This window comes from Amycolatopsis arida (genome assembly GCF_900115565.1).
GTDB classification, from domain to species: domain Bacteria; phylum Actinomycetota; class Actinomycetes; order Mycobacteriales; family Pseudonocardiaceae; genus Yuhushiella; species Yuhushiella arida.
In genome coordinates, this window is sequence record NZ_FOWW01000002.1 from 709114 (window position 1) to 727317 (window position 18204).

An 18204-nucleotide genomic window follows, 5' to 3' on the forward strand; every position below is an offset into this window, starting at 1 on the left:
GGGTCCACTGCTTGCCATGAAGGCCACCTTGATTGCGCTCACGCAATGAAGGTGGCCTTCATGGCGTGAACCGGGTGGGGTCAGGCGAGGTGGTCAGGCGAGGTAGATGGTGGGGTCCGGGTCGTCGAGGAGGGCGGCGATCTCGTGCCGGCGCGGCCACACGCCGGCGACCCACGCGAACGCCCTCGCCAGGCCCGCCGCGCTGTCCTCGGCGTGCACCCGGTCCGCCGACCACCAGCTCACCCGGTGGGTCCGCGCGTTCACCCTGACGGTCAGCCGCTCGTGCACCTCCACCCCGCCGGCCGGCAGCGGCACGTCCAGCAACTCGGCCACCAGCCGCACCGCGCCCAGCTCGGCCCACGGCACGTACTCGCCGGCGCCGGTCACCTCGCCCGCGGTGCGCTCCCCGGCCAGCGGCAGGTCGAGCACCGCGGCCAGCGCGGGTGCCCTCGCGATGTCGGGCACGGCCACCACCCGGTCGGCCGGCCACACCCCGAGCAGCCACGGCGCGTCCAACACCACGGCGTCCTCGGCGTCGGCCACCCCGGCGAGGGTGCGCACCCGTGCCGGCGGCTCCGGCTCGGCGCCGGTGCCGGCGAGCGCGGTGTACGCCCGGTTGAGCAGCCCCGGCGGCACGTTCCGCCGGTCGTCGGCGAGCCGGTCGAGCAGGTCGGCGACGTCCTCGGCATCCAGCACGGCCAGCTCCGCGCGGACACCGGCGGCCCGCAGCACCGGCTCCGGCAGGCCGCCGAGGAGATGGCCGGGTACCGGATCGTACAGGCCGGCCAGCCCCTCGGCGGCGGGCAGCCGCCATTCCAGCGGCGGCCGGCCGGCGAGCAGCGCGTACCGGGCCACCCACCACCCGGTGTGCCCGCCCGGCTCGGTGAGCGCGCGCCAGGTCCGCGGGTCGCCGGCGAGCAGCCGCAGCGCGCCCGGCCACGCGTCGTCGGCCACCAGGTCGAGGTCGCGCACCGCGTGCACCCGGCGCGGCGGCTCGGGCCCGGCTTCCCACCACTCCGCCTCGTCCGGAAGGTCGTGGTCGGGCTCGGCAGGGTCGTCGTCGACCACCACGGCGAACCCGGCGAGCACGCCGACCCGCTCCAGCACCGTCGCCGGCCACCGCTCGGCGACGTCCGCGGCGAGCACGTCCAGCGGCGCGTCCTCGCCCAGCGCCTCGGGGTCGAGCACGTCGAGCAGCACGGCGCCGGGCAGCACCAGCTCGTCGGCGCGCCGCCAGCCGTGCTCGCCCGGCAGGGCCAGCGCCCCGAGCCCGGGGTCGGCGCCGACCTCGGGAACCAGCCGCAGCACGACCTCGGCCAGCGGCCGCACGTCCACCCCGGCGTGCGCGTCGGCGACGCTGCTCCGCACCGCCTCCCGCAGCTCGGGGGCGTCGAGCAGGGCGGTCCCCTCGGCCCGGACGGCGCCCAGCCGCTCCAGCAGCGGGTGCGCCGCCGCGGGGTGCACCAGCCGCAGGCCGGAGACGTCCAGCTCGGTCAGCCGGTCGGCCAGCTCGGGGTCCAGGTCGGCGAGCAGCAGCGCGCCGCGCGGCCCGGGCATGGTGCGCCCGTCCAGCAGCGGCACCGGCAGGGCGCCCAGCTCGCCGGCGGCGAACCCGTGCGCCTCGACGACGTCCAGCAGCGCGGTGTAGAGCCGGTGCCACCACTCCGGCGGGCGGTCCAGCCCGGTCACCGCGTCCACCAGCTCCGCGGCCCCGACGACCCTGGCGCCGAGCGGCGCGAGCGCGCGGGTCGCCCGCGGACCGCACAGCGGTGCGGCGAGCAGTCCGGGCAGCACGCCGGCGAGTTGCTCGACCAGCTCCGGCGCGTCCACGGCCAGCACACCGGCGCCGCCGGCGGGCACCTCCCCGCCGTCCGCCGCCGGCAGCCACGCGGCGGTCTCCAGCGCGCGGCGCACCAGCTCGCGCAGCTGCTCGTCCACGTCGGACAGTGGGAAGTCGGCGGTGGGGACCATGGCCAGCCGGTGCGCCGGGGCGAGCCGGGTGGCCAGCTCGGGGTAGCCGGCGGCGGCGCGCTCGAGCACCCTGGTCAGCTCCGGCCCCGGCAGCGCCCTGCGGCGGGTCGGCTCGACCGGCACCGCGGCGAGCAGCCGAGCCGGCAACGACAGCCGCTCGTCGGTCGGCGTCGGGGTGTGCAGCACGTCGGCGGTCCGGGGCCGGGGCTCGCCGCCGTCGTCCACCGGCACGGCCCACACCCCGCCCTCGGGCAGCTCGGCGGTCAGCCACCGCTGCCGGTCGCCATCGGGGCCGGCGAGCTCCACCACCCCGCCGGCCTCGGTGCGCGTCCACACCGCCCCGGCGACCTCCACGCGGCCCAGCCAGCGCAGCGCGAGCAGCAGGTCGGGCACCTCGCGGGCGACCTCGGCGAGCAGGTCCGCCGGGTCCACCCCGGCGCCGAGCGGGAGCCGCACCTCGCTGTCGTACCCGTCGGGCACGGGCGCCTCACCCGGCGGCAGCGGCCAGGGCAACCGCAGCACCGGCACGTTACCGCCACGCCCGACGGCCTCGGCGGTGCGCTCCGCGGAGAACGCCACGCCGCCGGTGCCGGACACGATCCTCGGCGCGCTGGTCACGGTGAGCACGGCGGCGAAGCCGACCCCGAACCGGCCCACCGTGCCGCCCCGCTTGGCGGACGCGCGCAGCGAGGCCAGCGAGGCGACCCCCGCGGCGTCGAGCGGCGCGCCGGTGTTGGCCACCCGCAGCTCGCCGTCGACCACCGTCACCCGCAACCGGCCGGGCACGCCGGCCAGCGCCGCGGCGTCGGCTGCGTTCTGCGCCAGCTCGACGAAGAGCCGGTCCCGGTAGCCACCGACCCGCAGGTCGCGCTCGGCGTTGGTGTCCTCGGTGAACCGGGTCGGCGAGTCCCGCCAGGCCCGCAGCGTCGCGGCGCGCAGGGCGTCGGCGCCGAACGGCTCGCTCACCCTTCGATCGGGACCATGTCGAGCAGGGAGTCGTCGTAGACCAGCTCGGCCACCGGCACCGAGGACGACACCTCGACCTCGATCTCCGAGTGCGCGCCGCAGCCGTACTCCACGTGCACGACGTGACCGTCGGCGGGCGCGATCTCGTTGCCGCACACCCCGAACGCCGCGCGCAGCGAGCCGGCGAGCTGCAGGTAGAAGCCGCAGGTGCCGCAGACGTCCGGTGCGGCGCGGGCCATGTCCGACCGCGGGCCGTACTCGCCCGCCCGCCACCTGGCCGCCGCGTCGAGCCGGCCGTAGCGGGACATGACCCGCTGCCGGCCGAGGCCGACCTCGTGCGCGGCCTCCTCCACCTGCGGGTCGTCGGACATCAGGTACGCCGGCGCCAGCCGCAGGTCGTCCTCCTCCGCCGGGAAGATGTCCCCCACGCCGAGGTCGCCGGCGCGCACCCGACGCTCCCACGGCACCCACCTCGGCGCCACCACGGCGTCCGGGCCGGGCAGCAGCACGACCTCGCTGACCGTCACCGGGTGGTCCCGCCCGGCCGTGGCGACCGTGACCGACCAGCACCAGCCGCGGTAGCCGGGAACGCGCGCCTCGAACAGGTGACTGACCGTGACGGCGTCCTCGGGCACGACGCCGACGTGGTCGCCGACCTGCCCCGGCTCGGCGTCCTCCATGGCGGCCGCCCGGGCGATCTCGACCGCGCCGAGCAGCGCCTCCCGGGTGGCGCCGTCGTCGAGGGTAAGCAGCAGGGTCATGACTAGTGATTGTGCCCCACCATGCCGCGCCGCAGCAGGCCGGTCGTGCCAGGCTGGACGGGTGCGCGTGCTCACCGGACTGCTCGCCGTGGCCGCCGTGCTGGCCGGCTGCGGCGCCGTCCCGGGCCAGGACGCCGTGCTCGGCGCGGAGGCCGGCACGGTCGAGCGGCTCGGGGTGGAGGTGCTCGAGGTGCTGGCGCACGACCCCGCGGCGTTCACCCAGGGCCTCGAGCTGGCCGACGGTGTGCTGTACGAGGGCACCGGCCTGGTCGGCCGCTCGTCGGTGCGCGCCGGTCCGCCCGGCGGGGAGCCCACGGTCCGGGTGGACCTGCCGCCGCCGCTGTTCGGCGAGGGCATCACGGTCGTCGGATCGAGCGTGTGGCAGCTCACCTGGAAGGCCGGCATCGCGATCGAGCGCGACCGTGCCACGCTCGCCGAGCGCCGCCGGGCGACCTACCGGGGCGAGGGCTGGGGGCTGTGCCACCAGCCGCACCGCGACCGCCTGGTGATGAGCGACGGCAGTGCCCGGCTGACCTTCCGCGACCCGCGGACGTTCGCCGAGGTCGGCGCGGTGACCGTCGCCAGTCCTGACGATGGAGCCGGCAGGGAGCGGCGCGGGCTGAACGAGCTGGAGTGCGTCGGCGACACGGTGTACGCCAACGTCTGGCAGAGCGACCGGATCCTGCGGATCGACCCCGACCGCGGCGCGGTGACCGCGGAGATCGACGCGTCCGGTCTGCTCACCCCCGACGAGCGCGCCGAGGCGGACGTGCTCAACGGGATCGCCGCCGTGCCCGGCACCGACCAGTTCCTGCTCACCGGCAAGCTGTGGCCCTCGATGTTCCGGGTGAAACTCGTCCCGTCCGGCTGAGCGGCCAGCGGGAACCAGGTGCGGTACGGCAGGATTGACGCATGATGCGCTCGGGTTCACGGTCGGAACCGGACGGCCCCCGGTTCGGCCGGCTGGGGAAGGGGCGTGCCGGCCGGAAGGGCAAGCGGAAGTGGACACCCGAGCCCGGCGCGCACCCGCACCCGACGCGCAGGTTCGGCGGGCCGCCTCCGGATGGTGCCGGCGGGCGCGGCCCCGAGTCGCACCGGCAGCCCGCTCCGCCCGAGCCACCGCCCCGGTACCCGCCCGGGGTGCCCACCGCGGACGAGGCGCCCACCGGTGCCGCGCCGATCCCGCCCCGCCAGGGTGCCCGGCCCTACCCGCCGGGATCGGACCAGTGGCGGACCCAGCCGGTGCGCCGCGAGCCGGCCGGCGAGGACCGGGCCGGGTACGAGCGCTACGACACCGGCGGCTACGTCAACACCGACCAGCGAAGGCTCTTCGAGGGCACGGAGGCCGACGCCGAGTCGGCCACGCGGTTCGAGTCCCCGCCCTCGCCGCGGGGCGGGGTGCCGAAGCTGCCGAAGAAGCTCACCGTCACCAGGGTCGCCGCGCTGCGCGGGCGGCAGCTCACCGGGCAGGCGGTGGACGCCTTCCACCGCGCCACCAAGGCCGACGGCGCGGACAAGTCCGGGCTGACCTCGCTCACCTACGCGACGATGCTGAACTACGCCAGCGACGCGGCGATGGCCGTGGCACTGGCCAACACGCTGTTCTTCGCCGCGACCAGCGGGGAGAGCCGCGGCAGGGTCGCGCTGTACCTGCTCATCACGATCGCGCCGTTCGCGCTGGTGGCGCCGGTGATCGGGCCGGCGCTGGACCGGATCCAGCGGGGCCGGCGGCTGGCGATGTGCGTGGCGTCGGCGGGCCAGGCGTTGATGTGCGTATTCATGGCGTTGCACTTCGACGACTGGGGGCTGTACCCGGCGGCGCTCGGCAAGATGGTGCTGTCCCGGTCGTTCATGGTGTTGAAGGCGGCGGTCACGCCGAGAGTGGTGCCACCGGAGATCACCCTGTCCAAGACCAACGCGCGGCTGACCGTGTTCGGCCTCGCCGCCGGCGGCGTGTTCGGGGTGTTCGCCAGCGGGTTCAACTGGGCCTTCGGCTCGGCCGGCGCGCTGTGGTTCGCCGCGGCGATCTGCGTGACCGGCGCGGTGCAGGCGATGCGGATCCCGTCCTGGGTGGAGGTGACCGAGGGCGAGGTGCCGGCGTCGCTGTCGGCGCACCCCGAGCGGGGGATGAAGCGCCGCCGGCAGCCGATGGGGCGGCACGTGGTCGTGGGGTTGTGGGGCAACGGCACGGTCCGGGTGCTCACCGGCTTCCTGATGATGTTCGCCGCGTTCGCGGTGAAGGCGCACACGGAGAGCGCGGGGCAGAGCCCGTTCGTGCAGTTGCTGATGCTCGGCGCGATCGGGGGCGCGGCCGGGGCCGGCGGGTTCCTCGGCAACGCGCTCGGGTCGCGGCTGCACTTCGGCCGGCCCGACCAGGTGATCCTCGGTTGCCTCGCCGGCGCGCTGGTGGCCACGGTGGTGGCCGCCGTCCTGGCCGGGTTGGCCACGGCCGCGCTCGTCGGCCTGGTCGGCGCCACCGCGAGCGCACTGTCGAAGGTGAGCCTGGACGCGCTGATTCAGCAGGACCTGCCGGAGGAGTCGCGGGCGTCGGCGTTCGGCCGTTCGGAGACCGTGCTGCAGATGTCGTGGTGCTTCGGCGGAGCGGTCGGGCTGCTGCTGCCGCCGACGTACTGGATCGGGTTCCTGGTGGTGTCGGTGCTGCTGGCGCTCGGGCTGGCGCAGACGTGGTTGGTGCGCAAGGGCGGGTCGCTGATCCCGGGGCTCGGTGGGGACCGTCCGCTGCGGCCCGGCCCGGTGGGCGCGGCCGCGGCGGAGCCGGCTGGCTCCCGCTTCCGGGCCCGCTCGTACAGTGCCGGTCGATACCAATCCGACGGGAAGTAGACCGTTTCGGCAGGTCAGCACCTCGCCGTTGGCGGCCTACCTCCAGTCTCCTTGGTATGTTTGCCGGCATGCCCTCGCGCCCGCTCGCCCGTGTTCGCCCGCGGCTGCTCGCCGTTCTCGGGGTCGCCGCGTTCGCCGTGGTCGGTTGCTCCGCTCCGCCCGAGCCGGCGGTGACCTTCTACGCCGACGGCGACACCGTCCGGACCGAGCCGCTGATCCACTGCGACGCGCTGGTGCGGCAGTGCGAGCAGGGCGGCGAGCCGGCGCGGCTGGCGGTGCGACCCGGCCGGCCGGTGCAGATCTCGGTGCCGGCCGACGTCGCGGAGGCGCCGTGGGTGGTGAACGTCCAGTACCTGGACGCGGCCGGCGAGCCGCGGCCGGTGCGGCAGGAGTTCTTCTCCCCCGGCACCCAGCACGCCCACACCGTGACCGCCGGCCCCGGCGACCAGCTGCTGGTGGTGGAGGTGCAGCAGCTCGGCGCGGCCTTCGCCGGTGACGAGGAGGGCAATCCCATCGTCGACGAGGAGGGCAACCCCCAGCTGGTGGCCAGGGCCATCTGGTCCCTCCAGGTGGAGCCGGCCTGACCGTCCCGGCTCGGGGACGGTCAGGCGGTGTGCCGCTGGTCGTCCAGAAGTGCCTCGTCCTCCAACTCGTCCGGCAGGCGAGTGAACCCGGTTGGATCGAGCCCGGGTCGCACGGCTGACTGGTGTGGCGTCAGCCGGTAGGGCCACTGGCGACTCATCCGAGGAGCCAGGGCATGCCGAGACGCGTCGTTACCGATGGGTTTCACGGGATCGGTGCTCTCGAATCCGGGCGCGGTGAGCCGGGCCACGGTCCTCCCGACTCACCGCGGACAACGGTTCACGGGTCGAGGTCGCGGGCGACGGCGCGCATGACCTCCGCGATCCGCTTGGTGTGCTTGCGGTCCGGGTAGCGGCCCCGGCGCAGGTCGGGCTGCACCCGCATCTCCAGCAGCTTGATCATGTCCTCGATGAGGCCGTGCAGCTCCTCGGCGGGCCGGCGCCGCGCCTCGGCGACCGACGGCGGCGGGTCGATCAGGCGGACGGACAGCGCCTGCGGCCCGCGGCGGCCGTCGGCGACCCCGAACTCCAGCCGCTGGCCGGCCTTCAGCCCCTCCACTCCCCGGGGTAGCGCGGCCTTGCGGATGTAGACGTCCTCGCCGTCGTCCTGGGTGACGAAGCCGAAGCCCTTCTCCGCGTCGTACCACTTGACCTTGCCGGTCGGCACTGCCCTCACCGTTCCTTCACTGTGCCCATGTCGGTGGCCCGCCGGGCCCCGCACGACGAACGCGCCCCAGGGCGTACCCAGGACGCGCGTCCACCAAGCCTATCTCCCTCGAGGTCGTGACGAGAAGCAGATACCGCGCGACCTAGAATGACCGCATGGGATCCGCCGTCCACGAGCGCGCCGGCAGGGCCGCGCGCAAGTCCGTGCTGATGCGCCTCGGCATCGCGCTGTTCGCCGTGGGGATGCTCGCCGTGGTCGCGGTGTTCGTCCTGTTCGCCGCCGGTTTCCAGGACCTGCCCGTCTGGCTGAGCGCCGTCGCCGGGGTGGTCACGCCCGCCGGCCTCGCCCTCGGCCTGATCGCGCTGGTGCGGGAAGCCCGCCGCGCCGGCGACACCGAGGCCAAGGGCGGCACCGCCTAGCCGAGCTCCACGGCCAACCAGTCCGGGAACTCCTCCAGCGACGCCAGCACCACGTCCGCGCCCGCGGCGAGCAGCTCCGCCCGGCCGCACGGCCCGGTGGTCACCCCCACGGCGAGCGCACCCGCGGCCTTCGCGCCCAGCATGTCCCCGCGGTGGTCGCCGACGTACACCACCGCGCCGTGCCGCCGCAACGCCTGCGCTTTCCCCGCCGCCCACAGCTCACCCACCAGGGAGTCGACCTCGAGGCCCAGCGTACTCAGGTGCAGCGCCGCGTTCGGCGCGTACTTCCCGGTGACCACCAGCGCCCCGCCGCCGGCCCGCGCGGCGCGCACCGCGGCGTCGGCACCGGGCAGCGCGACGGTCCGCGGAACGACGAGCTCGGGGTAGATGGCCCGGAACCGGTCGACCAGCGCGGGGATCCGCGCCTCGGGCGCGCCGAAGTCGCGCAGCACGTGGTCCAGCGGCGGCCCCAGGTTGGCCGCGAAGTGCTCGCCGTCGAGCACGAGCCCGCTCTCCACGGCGAGCGCGTCCATCGCCGCGACCATCCCCGGCCGCGGATCGATCAACGTCATGTCCAGGTCGAACCCGATGGTGATCCGCACGTCAGCCACGGTAGCCGCGGCCAGTGGCGGCCGTCCCGAATGGCGAACGCGCTCTGTACACGAGACGTCCACTCGTCCAGGTGGTTGACACAAGACCGCCCTGTGTCAAGCTGGTCGTGTGGCCGAGATCACCACCCGCACCTCGTTCCAGCAGCGGGCGCGAGCGTCGCTGCGCGAGGAGCTGCTGGACGCCGCCACCGAGCTGCTGGCGGACCACGGCTACGCCGGGCTGCGCATGGCCGACGTGGCGGCCAGGGTGGGGGTGAGCCGGCAGACCGTCTACAACGAGTTCGGCGGCAAGGCCGCCCTCGTCCAGGCGGTCAGCCTGCGCACGGCCGCCGAGTTCCTCGACGGTGTCCACCAGCGCCTCGACGACGCCTCCGACCTCGTCGAGGGCATTCGCGCCGCGGTGCGCTACACGGTCGAGCACGCCAGGGAGAACCGGTTGGTGGCCGCCGTGCTGGGCACCGAGGCCGGTGCGGACCTGCTGCCGCTGCTCACCACCCGGGGCGAGCCGATCCTGCGGGCGGCCAGCGAGCAGGCCGCCACCCGGTACCGCGCCCGCCTTCCCGTCCTCGACCGAAAGACGGCGGACCTGCTCGCCGAGACCGTCGTGCGGCTCACGCTCAGCCACCTCCTGCTGCGCACCCATACCGCCGCCGAGGCCGCCGACGCCGTCTGCGCGGTGATCGGCCCCGCCATCGTCCACTTTGCGTCCACTCCGGACAGTGAGGTCCGGGGTACGGAGCCGACCGGAGAGGCACGCCGATGACCGCCATCACCACACCGCACCGCACCGGCTTCCACTCGCTGCGCCACGGCGGGCTGAACTGGGACTCGTTCCCGCTGCGGCTGTTCGTCAAGGGCAACCGGAAGTTCTGGAACCCCGCGGACATCGACTTCGACCGCGACGCCGAGGACTGGGCCACCCTCGACGCCGAGGAGCAGCGCTCGGCCACGTTCCTCTGCGCCCAGTTCATCGCGGGCGAGGAGGCGGTCACCGAGGACATCCAGCCGTTCATGCGGGCGATGGCCGCCGAGAGCCGGCTGGCCGACGAGATGTACCTGACCCAGTTCTGCTTCGAGGAGGCCAAGCACACCGAGGTGTTCCGGCGGTGGATGGACGCGGTGGGGCTGACCGGCGACCTGCACCCGTTCGTCGCGGAGAACCCGCACTATCGCACCCTGTTCTACGAGGAGCTGCCCGAGTCGCTCGGCGTGCTGGCCGACGACCCGAGCCCGGTCAACCAGGTGCGCGCCAGCGTGACCTACAACCACGTGATCGAGGGCAGCCTCGCGCTCACCGGGTACTACGCGTGGCAGAAGATCTGCACGAAGCGCGGGATCCTGCCGGGGATGCAGGAGCTGGTCCGGCGGATCGGCGACGACGAGCGCCGGCACATGGCGTGGGGCACCTTCACCTGCCGCCGGCACATCGCCGCCGACGACTCGCTGTGGGAGGTGGTCCAGCAGCGGATGGGTGAGCTGCTCCCGCACGCGCTGGGCATGATCGAGTGGGTCAACGCGCAGTTCGAGGAGCCACCGTTCGGGGTGGACAACGCCGAGTTCGTACAGTACGCCGCCGACCGCGCGCGGCGCCGGCTCGGCGCGATCGAGTCGGCCCGCGGCATGCCGGTGGAGAAGATCGACCTGGACTACTCGCCCGAACAGTTGGAGGAGACCTTCGGCGAGGAAGACGCCAGGGCGTTCGCCGAGGCCGGGGCCCAACCCGAGCGCTGATCCCTCCGCGCCCAGCCAGCGACCAGCCACGCCCCGAGCCGGGTGACCCGGGGATGCGGCCGGCCGGCGGGCACTAGTCTGACCGCTGCCGTGTCACCGTGTCGCGTGAGGAGGGACAGTGCCGATCTTCCTCGCCCGGCTGCTCGCCCGCCTGACGGTCCTGCGGAGCTGGGCGACGCCGGTGCTGGTGATCGTGTTCGTGTTCGTCACCAGTTGGCCGCTGATGGCACTGGCCGAGCCGCCGGGCAGCGAGCTCGTCGAGCCGGAGAACTACTGGTGGTACTTCGTGGTCACCGCGGCGACCGTCGGCTACGGCGACTTCTTCCCGGAGACCGGCGGCGGGCACGTCGTCGGCGCGTACGTGATCGTCGGCGGGATCGCGACGCTCACGACGCTGTTCACCAAGCTGGCCAGCGTGCTCGAGCAGGCGAAGGGACGACGGATGCAGGGTGGGATCACCGTGGACGCCAGTGACCACGTCGTGTTGCTCGGCTACACCCCGGGCCGGACGGAGCGGATCGTCGGGGAGCTGCTCGCCGACGGAGGCTGCCGGGTGGTGCTGTGCGGCTGGGAGGACGTCGCCGCGCACCCGATGCCCGACCAGCCGGTCGACTTCGTCCGGGGCAACCTCACCGAGCACGACGTGCTGCGCAGGGCGGCGGTGCACCGGGCGCGCAGCGTGCTGGTCGACGCCCGCGACGACAACGAGGCGCTCGCGCTGGCGGTCACCGTGGACCACATCGTCGAGGGCGCGCACGTCGTGGTGACGCTGCGGGACATGGCGCAGGCGACATTGGTCGGCTACGTCAACGAGCGGATCCGCTGCGTGCAGTGGCACACCCCACGGATGATCACCGAGGAGCTGAAGTCGCCGGGGATCGCGGAGGTCTACGCCGAGCTGATGACCCACGGCGGCACCAACACCTACTCGGCACCGCTGCCGGAGTCGGTCGGGCCGGTCCGGGTGGGCGACTGCCAGTCCGCGCTGGGCCGCTCGCACGGCGCCACGCTGCTCGCCGCCCGCGCCGGCGGCCGGCTGCTGGTCAACCCGAGCTGGGACACCGAACTGCCCGCGGGCGCGGTGCTGTACTACCTCAGCCCCCGCCGGCTCACCCCCGCCCAGATCACCCAGGCCCTCGACTAGGCGCCGCTCGCCAGCGCCGGCTCGGCCGCGGGGCCGGCGGGCTGGGTGAATCCAGCGGGAGGTTCGGCGTGGCCGGCTCGGACAGTGTGCGGATCACGAGCCAGCTCAGGGCGGGCAGGACGATCAGTGGGACGAGTGCGACCCGCAGGGAGGTGTGGTCGGCGAGGGTGCCGATGAGCGGGCTGGCGATGCCGCCGACGCTGACGGCCAGGCCGAGGGTCACGCCGCTGGCGGTGCCGACCCGCGTGGGCAGGTAGTCCTGGGCGAGGGTGACCTGCAACGAGAACGGGACGTAGAGGCCGACGGAGGTCAGCACGACGAACGGGTAGAGGGCTGGACCGGGGACGAACACGACACCGGCGAGGGCGCCGGTGGCGGCCAGGTACGACCAGCGCACGATCGAAACCCGGTCCCAGCGGATGGCCAGCCTGCTGCCCAGGACGGTGCCCACGGCCCCACCGAGGTAGAGCAGGAACAGCGCGGCGCCGCCCGCCGCGGTGCCGCCGGCGGTCCGCTGCTGGGCGTGCAGCGCGATGAACGCGCTCAGGCCGACGAACACCACGGACCGGAAGACCACGGCGAGGGACAGCCTCAGGAACGATGCCGTGTCGTCGCCGCCGTGGGTGCCGGCCGTGGTGGAGGCGGTGCGCACACGCGTGGCGAGCGCGCGCAGGACGGGCAGGCACAGCACGCTGCCGGCGAGGGCCGGCACGAGGAGCAGCGGGGACAGCCGAAGCCCGCCGGCGGCCATCACGCCGGTGACCATGATGGGCGCGGCGACGTAACCGAGGTTGCCGCCGAGGGAGAACCAGCCCATCGCGGTGTGCCGGTGGCCACTGACGAGTCGGGCGACCCGGGCGGACTCGGGGTGGTAGGCGGCGACGCCGAGGCCGGACAGCGCCACGAAGGCCAGCGTCAGCGCGTAGGATCCGCTGATGCCGCTAAGCGCGATGCCGAGCCCGCCGAGAACCGTGCTCACCGGCAGCAGCCACGGCATGGCCCGCCGGTCGGTCAGCGCGCCGAACAGCGGCTGTGCCACCGAGGACAGCAGCGACGCGGCGAGCACGATGCCCGACGCCGCGGCGTAGCCGTAGGCGCGCTCGGCGACGAAGAACGGCACGAGCGCGGCCACCGCGCCCTGGTAGACGTCCACGCAGGCGTGCGAGACCGACAGCAGGATGATCGACTTGTTCCGCGACACCAGGCCATGCTCGCGACCCGACGACGTGTCGCGCTTCCGATAAAAGGCCATTCGATGACGAAGATCCGCCACGAACCGGCCGCGCCGACCCGGGTTCGGACCCTGCCCTCCGGCGCGGGCATCGACGCGCACCGGCACGACGACCACCAGATCGTCTACGCCGCGCGGGGAGTGCTGGCGATCACGACCGACCGTGGTTCCTGGGTCGCCCCGGCCACCCGTGCCATCTGGGTACCGGCCGGGACGGCGCACGCGCACCAGGCACACGGTGAGCTCGAACTCCACCTGGTGGGCCTGCCCGTCGGCGACAACCCGCTGCGGTTGGCCGAACCGAGCGTGCTGGCCGTGGGGCCGCTGCTGCGCGAACTGATCCTCGCCTACACCCGCGCCCCGCGCGACGAGACCCCCGAACGGCGCCGGCTCCGCGCCGTCCTGCTCGACCAGTTGCGCGCCGCACCACAGCAGCCCGTGCACCTGCCCACACCGACCGATCCCCGGCTCCGGGCGCTGTGCGCGATCCTGCACGCCGAGCCGGCCGACAACCGCACCCTCGCGGCCCTCGGCGCGCGGGTCGGCGCGAGCGACCGCACCCTGAGCCGGCTCTTCAAGACCGACCTCGGGATGACGTTCCCGCAGTGGCGCACCCAGCTACGGCTCTACCACGCCCTCGTCCTGCTGGCCGAGAACGTGCCGGTGACCACCGTGGCCCACTCCTGCGGCTGGTCGTCCACCAGCGCGTTCATCGACGTCTTCCGCCGCGCGTTCGGGCACACGCCGGGAGCTCACCACCACCGGTGAACCGAGTGCGGTGCCGCCAGGCCGCGGCGGCCCGCCGCGGCATGGCTCGCGGTGACCGCTGTCCCAGACGGGTGACAGACACCGGTGACAGGCACGGCGCCGAAACCGCACAGCCCCGAACGAATCTTGGAAGGACTTCTTGAACAATCTTCCGATATTCGCGTAGCGCCCCGTTCCGCTTCCCCCCAACGGCACTGGAGCCACCGATGCGCCCGCACACCCCCGTCCCGCTCACCCTCGCGGTGCTGTGTGCCGCCACGCTGGCCGGTCCCGCGGCGGCCGCCGAACCGGCCGCCGCGGGCGAGGTCGTGTACACCGTGGACAGCACGGCCGACCTGCCGGCGGCCCGGCGGGGCAGCGGTGAGTGCCGCACCGCCGCGGGCACCTGCACGCTGCGCGCCGCCGTGCAGGCCAGCAACGTCCGGCCCGGCCGGATCGCGCTGCCGGAAGGCCGCTTCGTGCTCACCGTCCGGCCCAACCCGGCGCTCGCGATCACCCCGATCCCCGACGCGTCCGCCGGCAACCTGGCCGTCGTCCGGCCGACCACGATCACCGGCGCCGGTGCCGGCCGGACGGTCGTCGACGCGAACGGCATCGACCGCGCCTTCACCACCACGGCGAACACCACGATCAGCGACCTCACCATCACCGGCGGAGTCACCCGCAAACGCGAGCTGCTGTTCATCACCGCCGGCGGCGGCGTGCTGAACTCCGCCCGGTTGACGTTGCGCCGGGTCGAGGTCCGCGGCAACAGGGCCGACTACGGCGGCGGGATCTTCAACCTGCCCGGCTCGGACCTGACCATCGAGGACAGCGTCGTCGCCGGCAACGAGGCCGGCGAGGCGGGCGGCATCCGGTTCGACTGGTCGGGCACCGTGCGCGGCACCCGGATCGAGGGCAACCGCGCGGTCAACCCGCACCGGATCACCCATCCGGCCTCGCTCGGCGGTCGCGGCGGCGGCATCGACCTGCGCGGGCCGGGGCCGCTGACGATCGTCGGCTCCACGATCACCGGCAACAGCGCCACCGACGGCGGCGCGGGGATCAACGCCGCACCGGCCTACCTGGACTCGGTGGCCCCGCCGAACGGCGGGTTCCCGCTGAGCCTGGTGGTCCTGCGGGACAGCACGGTCACCGGCAACACGGGCTCGACCGACTGCGCGCGGGCGTTCTCGTGGTTCCAGGTCAGCGGCGGCGACGTCGACCGGAGTTGCCGTGCCGGAACGTCCGGCGCGGCGCGGCCGGGCTGAGCTCGCCGTCTCGGCGCCGGTGTCGACCAGGGCCTTGGTCGACACCGCCCAGCCCGGCCACGCCTGACCCGCACCCCCAGCCCGCGGGTCAGGCGTGCCGCGCTCTCACCAGATCCCGCAGCCCGAGCAGCTCGATGGCCTTCTCCCGCATCTCCACCTTGCGCACCTTGCCGGTGACGGTCATCGGGAACTCGTCGACCACGTGCACGTACCGCGGGATCTTGTGGTGGGCCAACGTGCCGGTGCAGAACTCGCGGAGCCGCTCGGCGGTGAGCGGCTCGGCGCCCTCGCGCATCCGGATCCACGCCATGAGCTCCTCGCCGTACCTGGCGTCCGGCACCCCGACCACCTGTGCGTCCACGATGTCCGGGTGGGTGTGGAGGAACTCCTCGATCTCCCGCGGGTAGAGGTTCTCGCCCCCGCGGATGACCATGTCCTTGATCCGGCCGGTGATGGTGACGTAGCCCTCGGTGTCCATCACCCCGAGATCGCCGGTGTGCATCCACCGCGCCCGGTCGATTGCCTCGGTTGTCTTGTCCGGCTGCTCCCAGTACCCGAGCATCACCGAGTACCCGCGGGTGCACAGCTCCCCGGGCTCGCCGCGGGGCACGGTCAGCCCGGTTTCCGGGTCGACGATCTTGACCTCGAGGTGCGGGTGCACCCTGCCGACGGTGGACACCCGCCGGTCGATCGAGTCGTCCGCCCGGGTCTGGGTGGACACGGGTGAGGTCTCGGTCATGCCGTAGCAGATGGTCACCTCGGCCATCCCCATCCGCTCGACCACCTGCTTCATCACCTCCACCGGGCACGGCGAGCCGGCCATGATGCCGGTGCGGAGGCTGGACAGGTCGTAGTCGGCGAAGTCGGGCTCGGCCAGCTCGGCGATGAACATGGTCGGCACCCCGTACAGCGAGGTGCACCGTTCCTCCTGCACCGCCGACAGGGTGGCCTTCGGGTCGAACGCCGGCGCCGGGATCACCATGCACGCGCCATGGCTGGTGCACGCCAGGTTGCCCATCACCATCCCGAAGCAGTGGTAGAAGGGCACCGGGATGCACACCCGGTCGGCCTCGGTGTAGCCGCACAGCTCACCGACGAAGAACCCGTTGTTCAGGATGTTGTGGTGACTCAACGTGGCACCCTTCGGGAACCCCGTGGTGCCCGAGGTGTACTGGATGTTGATCGGGTCGTCGGCACTCAGCCCGGCCCGCGCCCGGCGCAACGCCCCCGGATCGGCCGCCCTCCCGGCCTCCAGCAGGCCGGCCCAGGCGTCGCCGCCGAGCAGCACCACGTGCTCCAGCGCGGCGCACTTCGGCCGCGCCCGCTCGATCACCGCCGCGTAGTCGGAGGTCTTGAACCGCTCCGCGGCCACCAGCATCCGGATGCCCGCCTGGTCGAGCACGTACTCCAGCTCGTGCGAGCGGTAGGCCGGGTTGATGTTGACCAGGATGGCGCCGATCTTGGCGGTGGCGTACTGGGTGAACGTCCACTCGGCGCAGTTGGGCGCCCAGATCCCGACCCGGTCGCCCCTGCCGATGCCGAGGTCGAGCAGGCCCAGCGCGAGCGCGTCGACCTCAGCGGCGAGCTCACGGTAGGTCCACCGCCGGCCGGTGGCCCAGTCCACCAGCGCCTCCCGGTCCGGGTAGGTCGCCACCGTCCGGTCGAGGTTGTCGCCGATGGTGTCGCCGAGCAGCGGGGTGGCGGAGATCCCCGACGCGTAGCTGGGCGGCGCCGGCGCGTCCAGCATGACTCCTCCTCGCGGTGAAGTGACCAGGGTCACGGCATCGCGAGTCTAGGAAGTTGGTCCGGACCAACGACATCTGCAGATGGAGGGGATCTAGCCTTCGGGCATGACTTCTGGGGACGAGCCGCCGGTCGCGTTCGCCCGGTCCGGAGCCGACGCCTTCCTCGCCACGCCCCTGCTCCGCTTCGTGGGTGAGCCGGGCCGGCGCCGGCTCGTCGTCGGGCAGGCCCAGGTGTCCGCGCGCGTGGGCGCGGAGCCGGAGCTGACCGTGGCCGTGTGGGCCACCTGGTCGGAGGCGGCCGGCTGGCACCAGGAGGCGGAGCCGTCCGAGGTCGCCGGTTCCGACGTGTTCGCCGGCCTGCCGCTGAGCGGCCGCCCGCCGGTCGACGACCCGCACGCGGCCGTGGTGCTGTTGACCAAGGCGATCGCGGAGTCCTCCCGCAACGAGGTGTACCGGCTGCGCGACCTGCGCTACGAGTTCGAGCAGCGCCTCGCCGCCCTGCTGACCAACCGGCGCCACGACTCGTTGCGGCCGCTGCTCGCGCAGATCATCGAGATCTCGGTGGCCGCGGGGCGGGCCCGCGACCAGGCACAGGCGGCCGTGCGCGACGGCCTGTGGATCTGGCTGTGGGACTCCGGGGCCTACCAGCGGACCCGACCCGACCGCGACGAGCGGCCGGTGGACGGCCCTGGCTGGCTCGGGACGCAGCGGGCCGCGATCCGGCACTGCCAGGCGATGGACGCGCAGCTCGCGGAGGAGGTCGACCGGCTGCACTCCCTGCTCACCAGCATGTCGGCCTTCGCCGTTGCACAGGACAGCGAGGCGCAGGACCGGTTCAACGTGCTCGCGGCCACCGCGGCCGCCGGGCTCGGCGTCCCGGCGCTGATCCTGTCGCTGTACGGCGCGGACTCCTTCCTGCCGCTGGACACGTTCGACCGGGCCTGGCGCGCGCTGGTGCCGATCGGGCTCGCCGTGCTGGCCGTGGCGTTCGCCGCGTTGCGCTGGCTTCCCGGCATGTCCCGCGCCCGGCACTACACCGCCGCCACCGCGCTGGTGGCGGCACTGGTCTCGATCCTGCTGTTCGCGGGCGCGCTCGCGCCGGACGAGGGCTGAGCCCCGCGTACCGGCACAATGGACCGGTGAACGCGATCCTGAACGTGCTCTGGCTGGTGCTGTCCGGGCTGTGGCTGGCCATCGGCTACGTGGTGGCCGGGATCATCTGCTGCGTGCTGATCGTGACGATCCCGTTCGGGCTCGCGTCGTTCCGGATCGCCAACTACGCGCTCTGGCCGTTCGGGCGCACCCTGGTCGACCGGCCCGACGCGGGCGCGCCCTCGGTGATCGGCAACGTCATCTGGATCGTGGTCGCCGGCCTCTGGCTGGCGATCGGGCACGTCGTCACCGGGATCGCGCTGTGCGTCACGATCATCGGAATCCCGCTGGGCATCGCCAACTTCAAGATGGTCCCGGTGTCCCTGCTCCCGCTGGGCAGGGAGATCGTCCCCGTCCCCCGGTGAG

17 protein-coding genes are annotated in these 18204 nt (G+C 73.8%); 11 read left to right on the plus strand and 6 right to left on the minus strand.

Annotated elements, in window-relative coordinates:
• Window positions 1-93: 93 nt before the first annotated feature.
• Together BM051_RS08135 and BM051_RS08140 are read right to left on the minus strand one after the other, a co-directional pair.
• Complete coding sequence (locus tag BM051_RS08135; RefSeq protein ID WP_092529382.1) at window positions 94-2937, minus strand: sacsin N-terminal ATP-binding-like domain-containing protein; 2844 nt, start codon at window positions 2935-2937, stop codon at window positions 94-96.
• A complete protein-coding gene (locus BM051_RS08140; RefSeq protein WP_092529383.1) occupies window positions 2934-3698 on the minus strand; it encodes a DUF3027 domain-containing protein in 765 nt (254 codons plus the stop codon). Before BM051_RS08140 ends, BM051_RS08135 begins: the two co-directional genes overlap by 4 nt.
• A gap of 67 nt (window positions 3699-3765) precedes the next feature.
• Between BM051_RS08140 and BM051_RS08145 the strand changes: the two genes are divergently transcribed.
• The 3 genes from BM051_RS08145 (at window position 3766) to BM051_RS08155 (ending at window position 7123) form a co-directional block, all read left to right on the plus strand.
• Window positions 3766-4569: a glutaminyl-peptide cyclotransferase gene (locus tag BM051_RS08145; RefSeq protein ID WP_424923233.1), complete on the plus strand. Its 804-nt coding sequence runs from the start codon at window positions 3766-3768 to the stop codon at window positions 4567-4569.
• A gap of 41 nt (window positions 4570-4610) precedes the next feature.
• Window positions 4611-6539, plus strand: coding sequence for an MFS transporter (locus tag BM051_RS08150; RefSeq protein WP_092529385.1), 1929 nt, complete (start codon window positions 4611-4613; stop codon window positions 6537-6539).
• Window positions 6540-6607: 68 nt separating this feature from the next.
• On the plus strand, window positions 6608-7123 hold the full coding sequence (locus BM051_RS08155; RefSeq protein WP_092529386.1) for a DUF2771 family protein: 516 nt from the start codon (window positions 6608-6610) through the stop codon (window positions 7121-7123).
• 277 nt (window positions 7124-7400) lie between these two features.
• On the opposite strand, the gene BM051_RS08160 is transcribed toward BM051_RS08155, so the two are convergent.
• Entirely contained in the window at window positions 7401-7787 is a 387-nt protein-coding gene (locus tag BM051_RS08160; RefSeq protein WP_092529387.1) for a cold-shock protein, read from the minus strand.
• A 155-nt stretch (window positions 7788-7942) separates the two neighbouring features.
• On the opposite strand from BM051_RS08160, the gene BM051_RS08165 reads away from it, so the two are divergent.
• Entirely contained in the window at window positions 7943-8206 is a 264-nt protein-coding gene (locus tag BM051_RS08165; protein ID WP_092529388.1) for a hypothetical protein, read from the plus strand.
• Here BM051_RS08165 and BM051_RS08170 read toward each other — a convergent pair.
• Entirely contained in the window at window positions 8203-8778 is a 576-nt protein-coding gene (locus BM051_RS08170; protein WP_424923234.1) for an HAD family hydrolase, read from the minus strand. The genes BM051_RS08165 and BM051_RS08170 overlap by 4 nt on opposite strands.
• 148 nt (window positions 8779-8926) lie before the next feature.
• Between BM051_RS08170 and BM051_RS08175 the strand changes: the two genes are divergently transcribed.
• The 3 genes from BM051_RS08175 to BM051_RS08185 all read left to right on the plus strand — a co-directional run bounded on the left by BM051_RS08175 (window position 8927) and on the right by BM051_RS08185 (window position 11692).
• A complete protein-coding gene (locus BM051_RS08175) occupies window positions 8927-9580 on the plus strand; it encodes a TetR/AcrR family transcriptional regulator (protein WP_092529390.1) in 654 nt (217 codons plus the stop codon).
• Window positions 9577-10548, plus strand: coding sequence for a R2-like ligand-binding oxidase (locus tag BM051_RS08180; RefSeq protein ID WP_092529391.1), 972 nt, complete (start codon window positions 9577-9579; stop codon window positions 10546-10548). Before BM051_RS08175 ends, BM051_RS08180 begins: the two co-directional genes overlap by 4 nt.
• A gap of 118 nt (window positions 10549-10666) precedes the next feature.
• Window positions 10667-11692: an ion channel gene (locus tag BM051_RS08185; protein ID WP_092529392.1), complete on the plus strand. Its 1026-nt coding sequence runs from the start codon at window positions 10667-10669 to the stop codon at window positions 11690-11692.
• Here BM051_RS08185 and BM051_RS08190 read toward each other — a convergent pair.
• Window positions 11673-12893 (minus strand): MFS transporter, encoded by a 1221-nt coding sequence (locus BM051_RS08190; RefSeq protein WP_092529393.1) that lies wholly within the window; start codon window positions 12891-12893, stop codon window positions 11673-11675. The two genes, BM051_RS08185 and BM051_RS08190, sit on opposite strands and share 20 nt — an antisense overlap.
• Window positions 12894-12947: 54 nt before the next feature.
• On the opposite strand from BM051_RS08190, the gene BM051_RS08195 reads away from it, so the two are divergent.
• The gene (locus tag BM051_RS08195) at window positions 12948-13691 is read left to right on the plus strand and encodes an AraC family transcriptional regulator (protein ID WP_092529394.1); all 744 of its coding nucleotides are present in this window, start codon (window positions 12948-12950) and stop codon (window positions 13689-13691) included.
• A gap of 206 nt (window positions 13692-13897) precedes the next feature.
• A complete protein-coding gene (locus BM051_RS08200; protein WP_092529395.1) occupies window positions 13898-14941 on the plus strand; it encodes a right-handed parallel beta-helix repeat-containing protein in 1044 nt (347 codons plus the stop codon).
• Window positions 14942-15029: 88 nt separating this feature from the next.
• Here BM051_RS08200 and BM051_RS08205 read toward each other — a convergent pair whose 3' ends face one another.
• Window positions 15030-16688, minus strand: a complete 1659-nt coding sequence (locus BM051_RS08205; protein WP_092529396.1) for an AMP-binding protein — start codon at window positions 16686-16688, stop codon at window positions 15030-15032.
• 103 nt (window positions 16689-16791) lie between these two features.
• Here BM051_RS08205 and BM051_RS08210 point away from each other — a divergent pair, with 103 nt between their 5' ends.
• Together BM051_RS08210 and BM051_RS08215 are read left to right on the plus strand one after the other, a co-directional pair.
• Window positions 16792-17799 (plus strand): hypothetical protein, encoded by a 1008-nt coding sequence (locus BM051_RS08210; protein WP_092529397.1) that lies wholly within the window; start codon window positions 16792-16794, stop codon window positions 17797-17799.
• A 26-nt stretch (window positions 17800-17825) separates the two neighbouring features.
• Window positions 17826-18203 carry a YccF domain-containing protein gene (locus BM051_RS08215; RefSeq protein WP_092529398.1) on the plus strand — a complete coding sequence of 126 codons (378 nt, stop codon included), beginning with the start codon at window positions 17826-17828 and terminating at the stop codon, window positions 18201-18203.
• Window position 18204 lies beyond the last annotated feature (1 nt).

Bases quoted from the DNA above. Each gene is read 5' to 3' on its own strand.
- BM051_RS08140 (WP_092529383.1), bottom strand. From the start codon at position 3,698: ATGACCCTGCTGCTTACCCTCGACGACGGCGCCACCCGGGAGGCGCTG.
- BM051_RS08150 (WP_092529385.1), top strand. From the start codon at position 4,611: ATGATGCGCTCGGGTTCACGGTCGGAACCGGACGGCCCCCGGTTCGGC.
- BM051_RS08155 (WP_092529386.1), top strand. From the start codon at position 6,608: ATGCCCTCGCGCCCGCTCGCCCGTGTTCGCCCGCGGCTGCTCGCCGTT.
- BM051_RS08165 (WP_092529388.1), top strand. From the start codon at position 7,943: ATGGGATCCGCCGTCCACGAGCGCGCCGGCAGGGCCGCGCGCAAGTCC.
- BM051_RS08170 (WP_424923234.1), bottom strand. From the start codon at position 8,778: ATGACGTTGATCGATCCGCGGCCGGGGATGGTCGCGGCGATGGACGCG.
- BM051_RS08180 (WP_092529391.1), top strand. From the start codon at position 9,577: ATGACCGCCATCACCACACCGCACCGCACCGGCTTCCACTCGCTGCGC.
- BM051_RS08195 (WP_092529394.1), top strand. From the start codon at position 12,948: ATGACGAAGATCCGCCACGAACCGGCCGCGCCGACCCGGGTTCGGACC.
- BM051_RS08200 (WP_092529395.1), top strand. From the start codon at position 13,898: ATGCGCCCGCACACCCCCGTCCCGCTCACCCTCGCGGTGCTGTGTGCC.
- BM051_RS08205 (WP_092529396.1), bottom strand. From the start codon at position 16,688: ATGCTGGACGCGCCGGCGCCGCCCAGCTACGCGTCGGGGATCTCCGCC.
- BM051_RS08210 (WP_092529397.1), top strand. From the start codon at position 16,792: ATGACTTCTGGGGACGAGCCGCCGGTCGCGTTCGCCCGGTCCGGAGCC.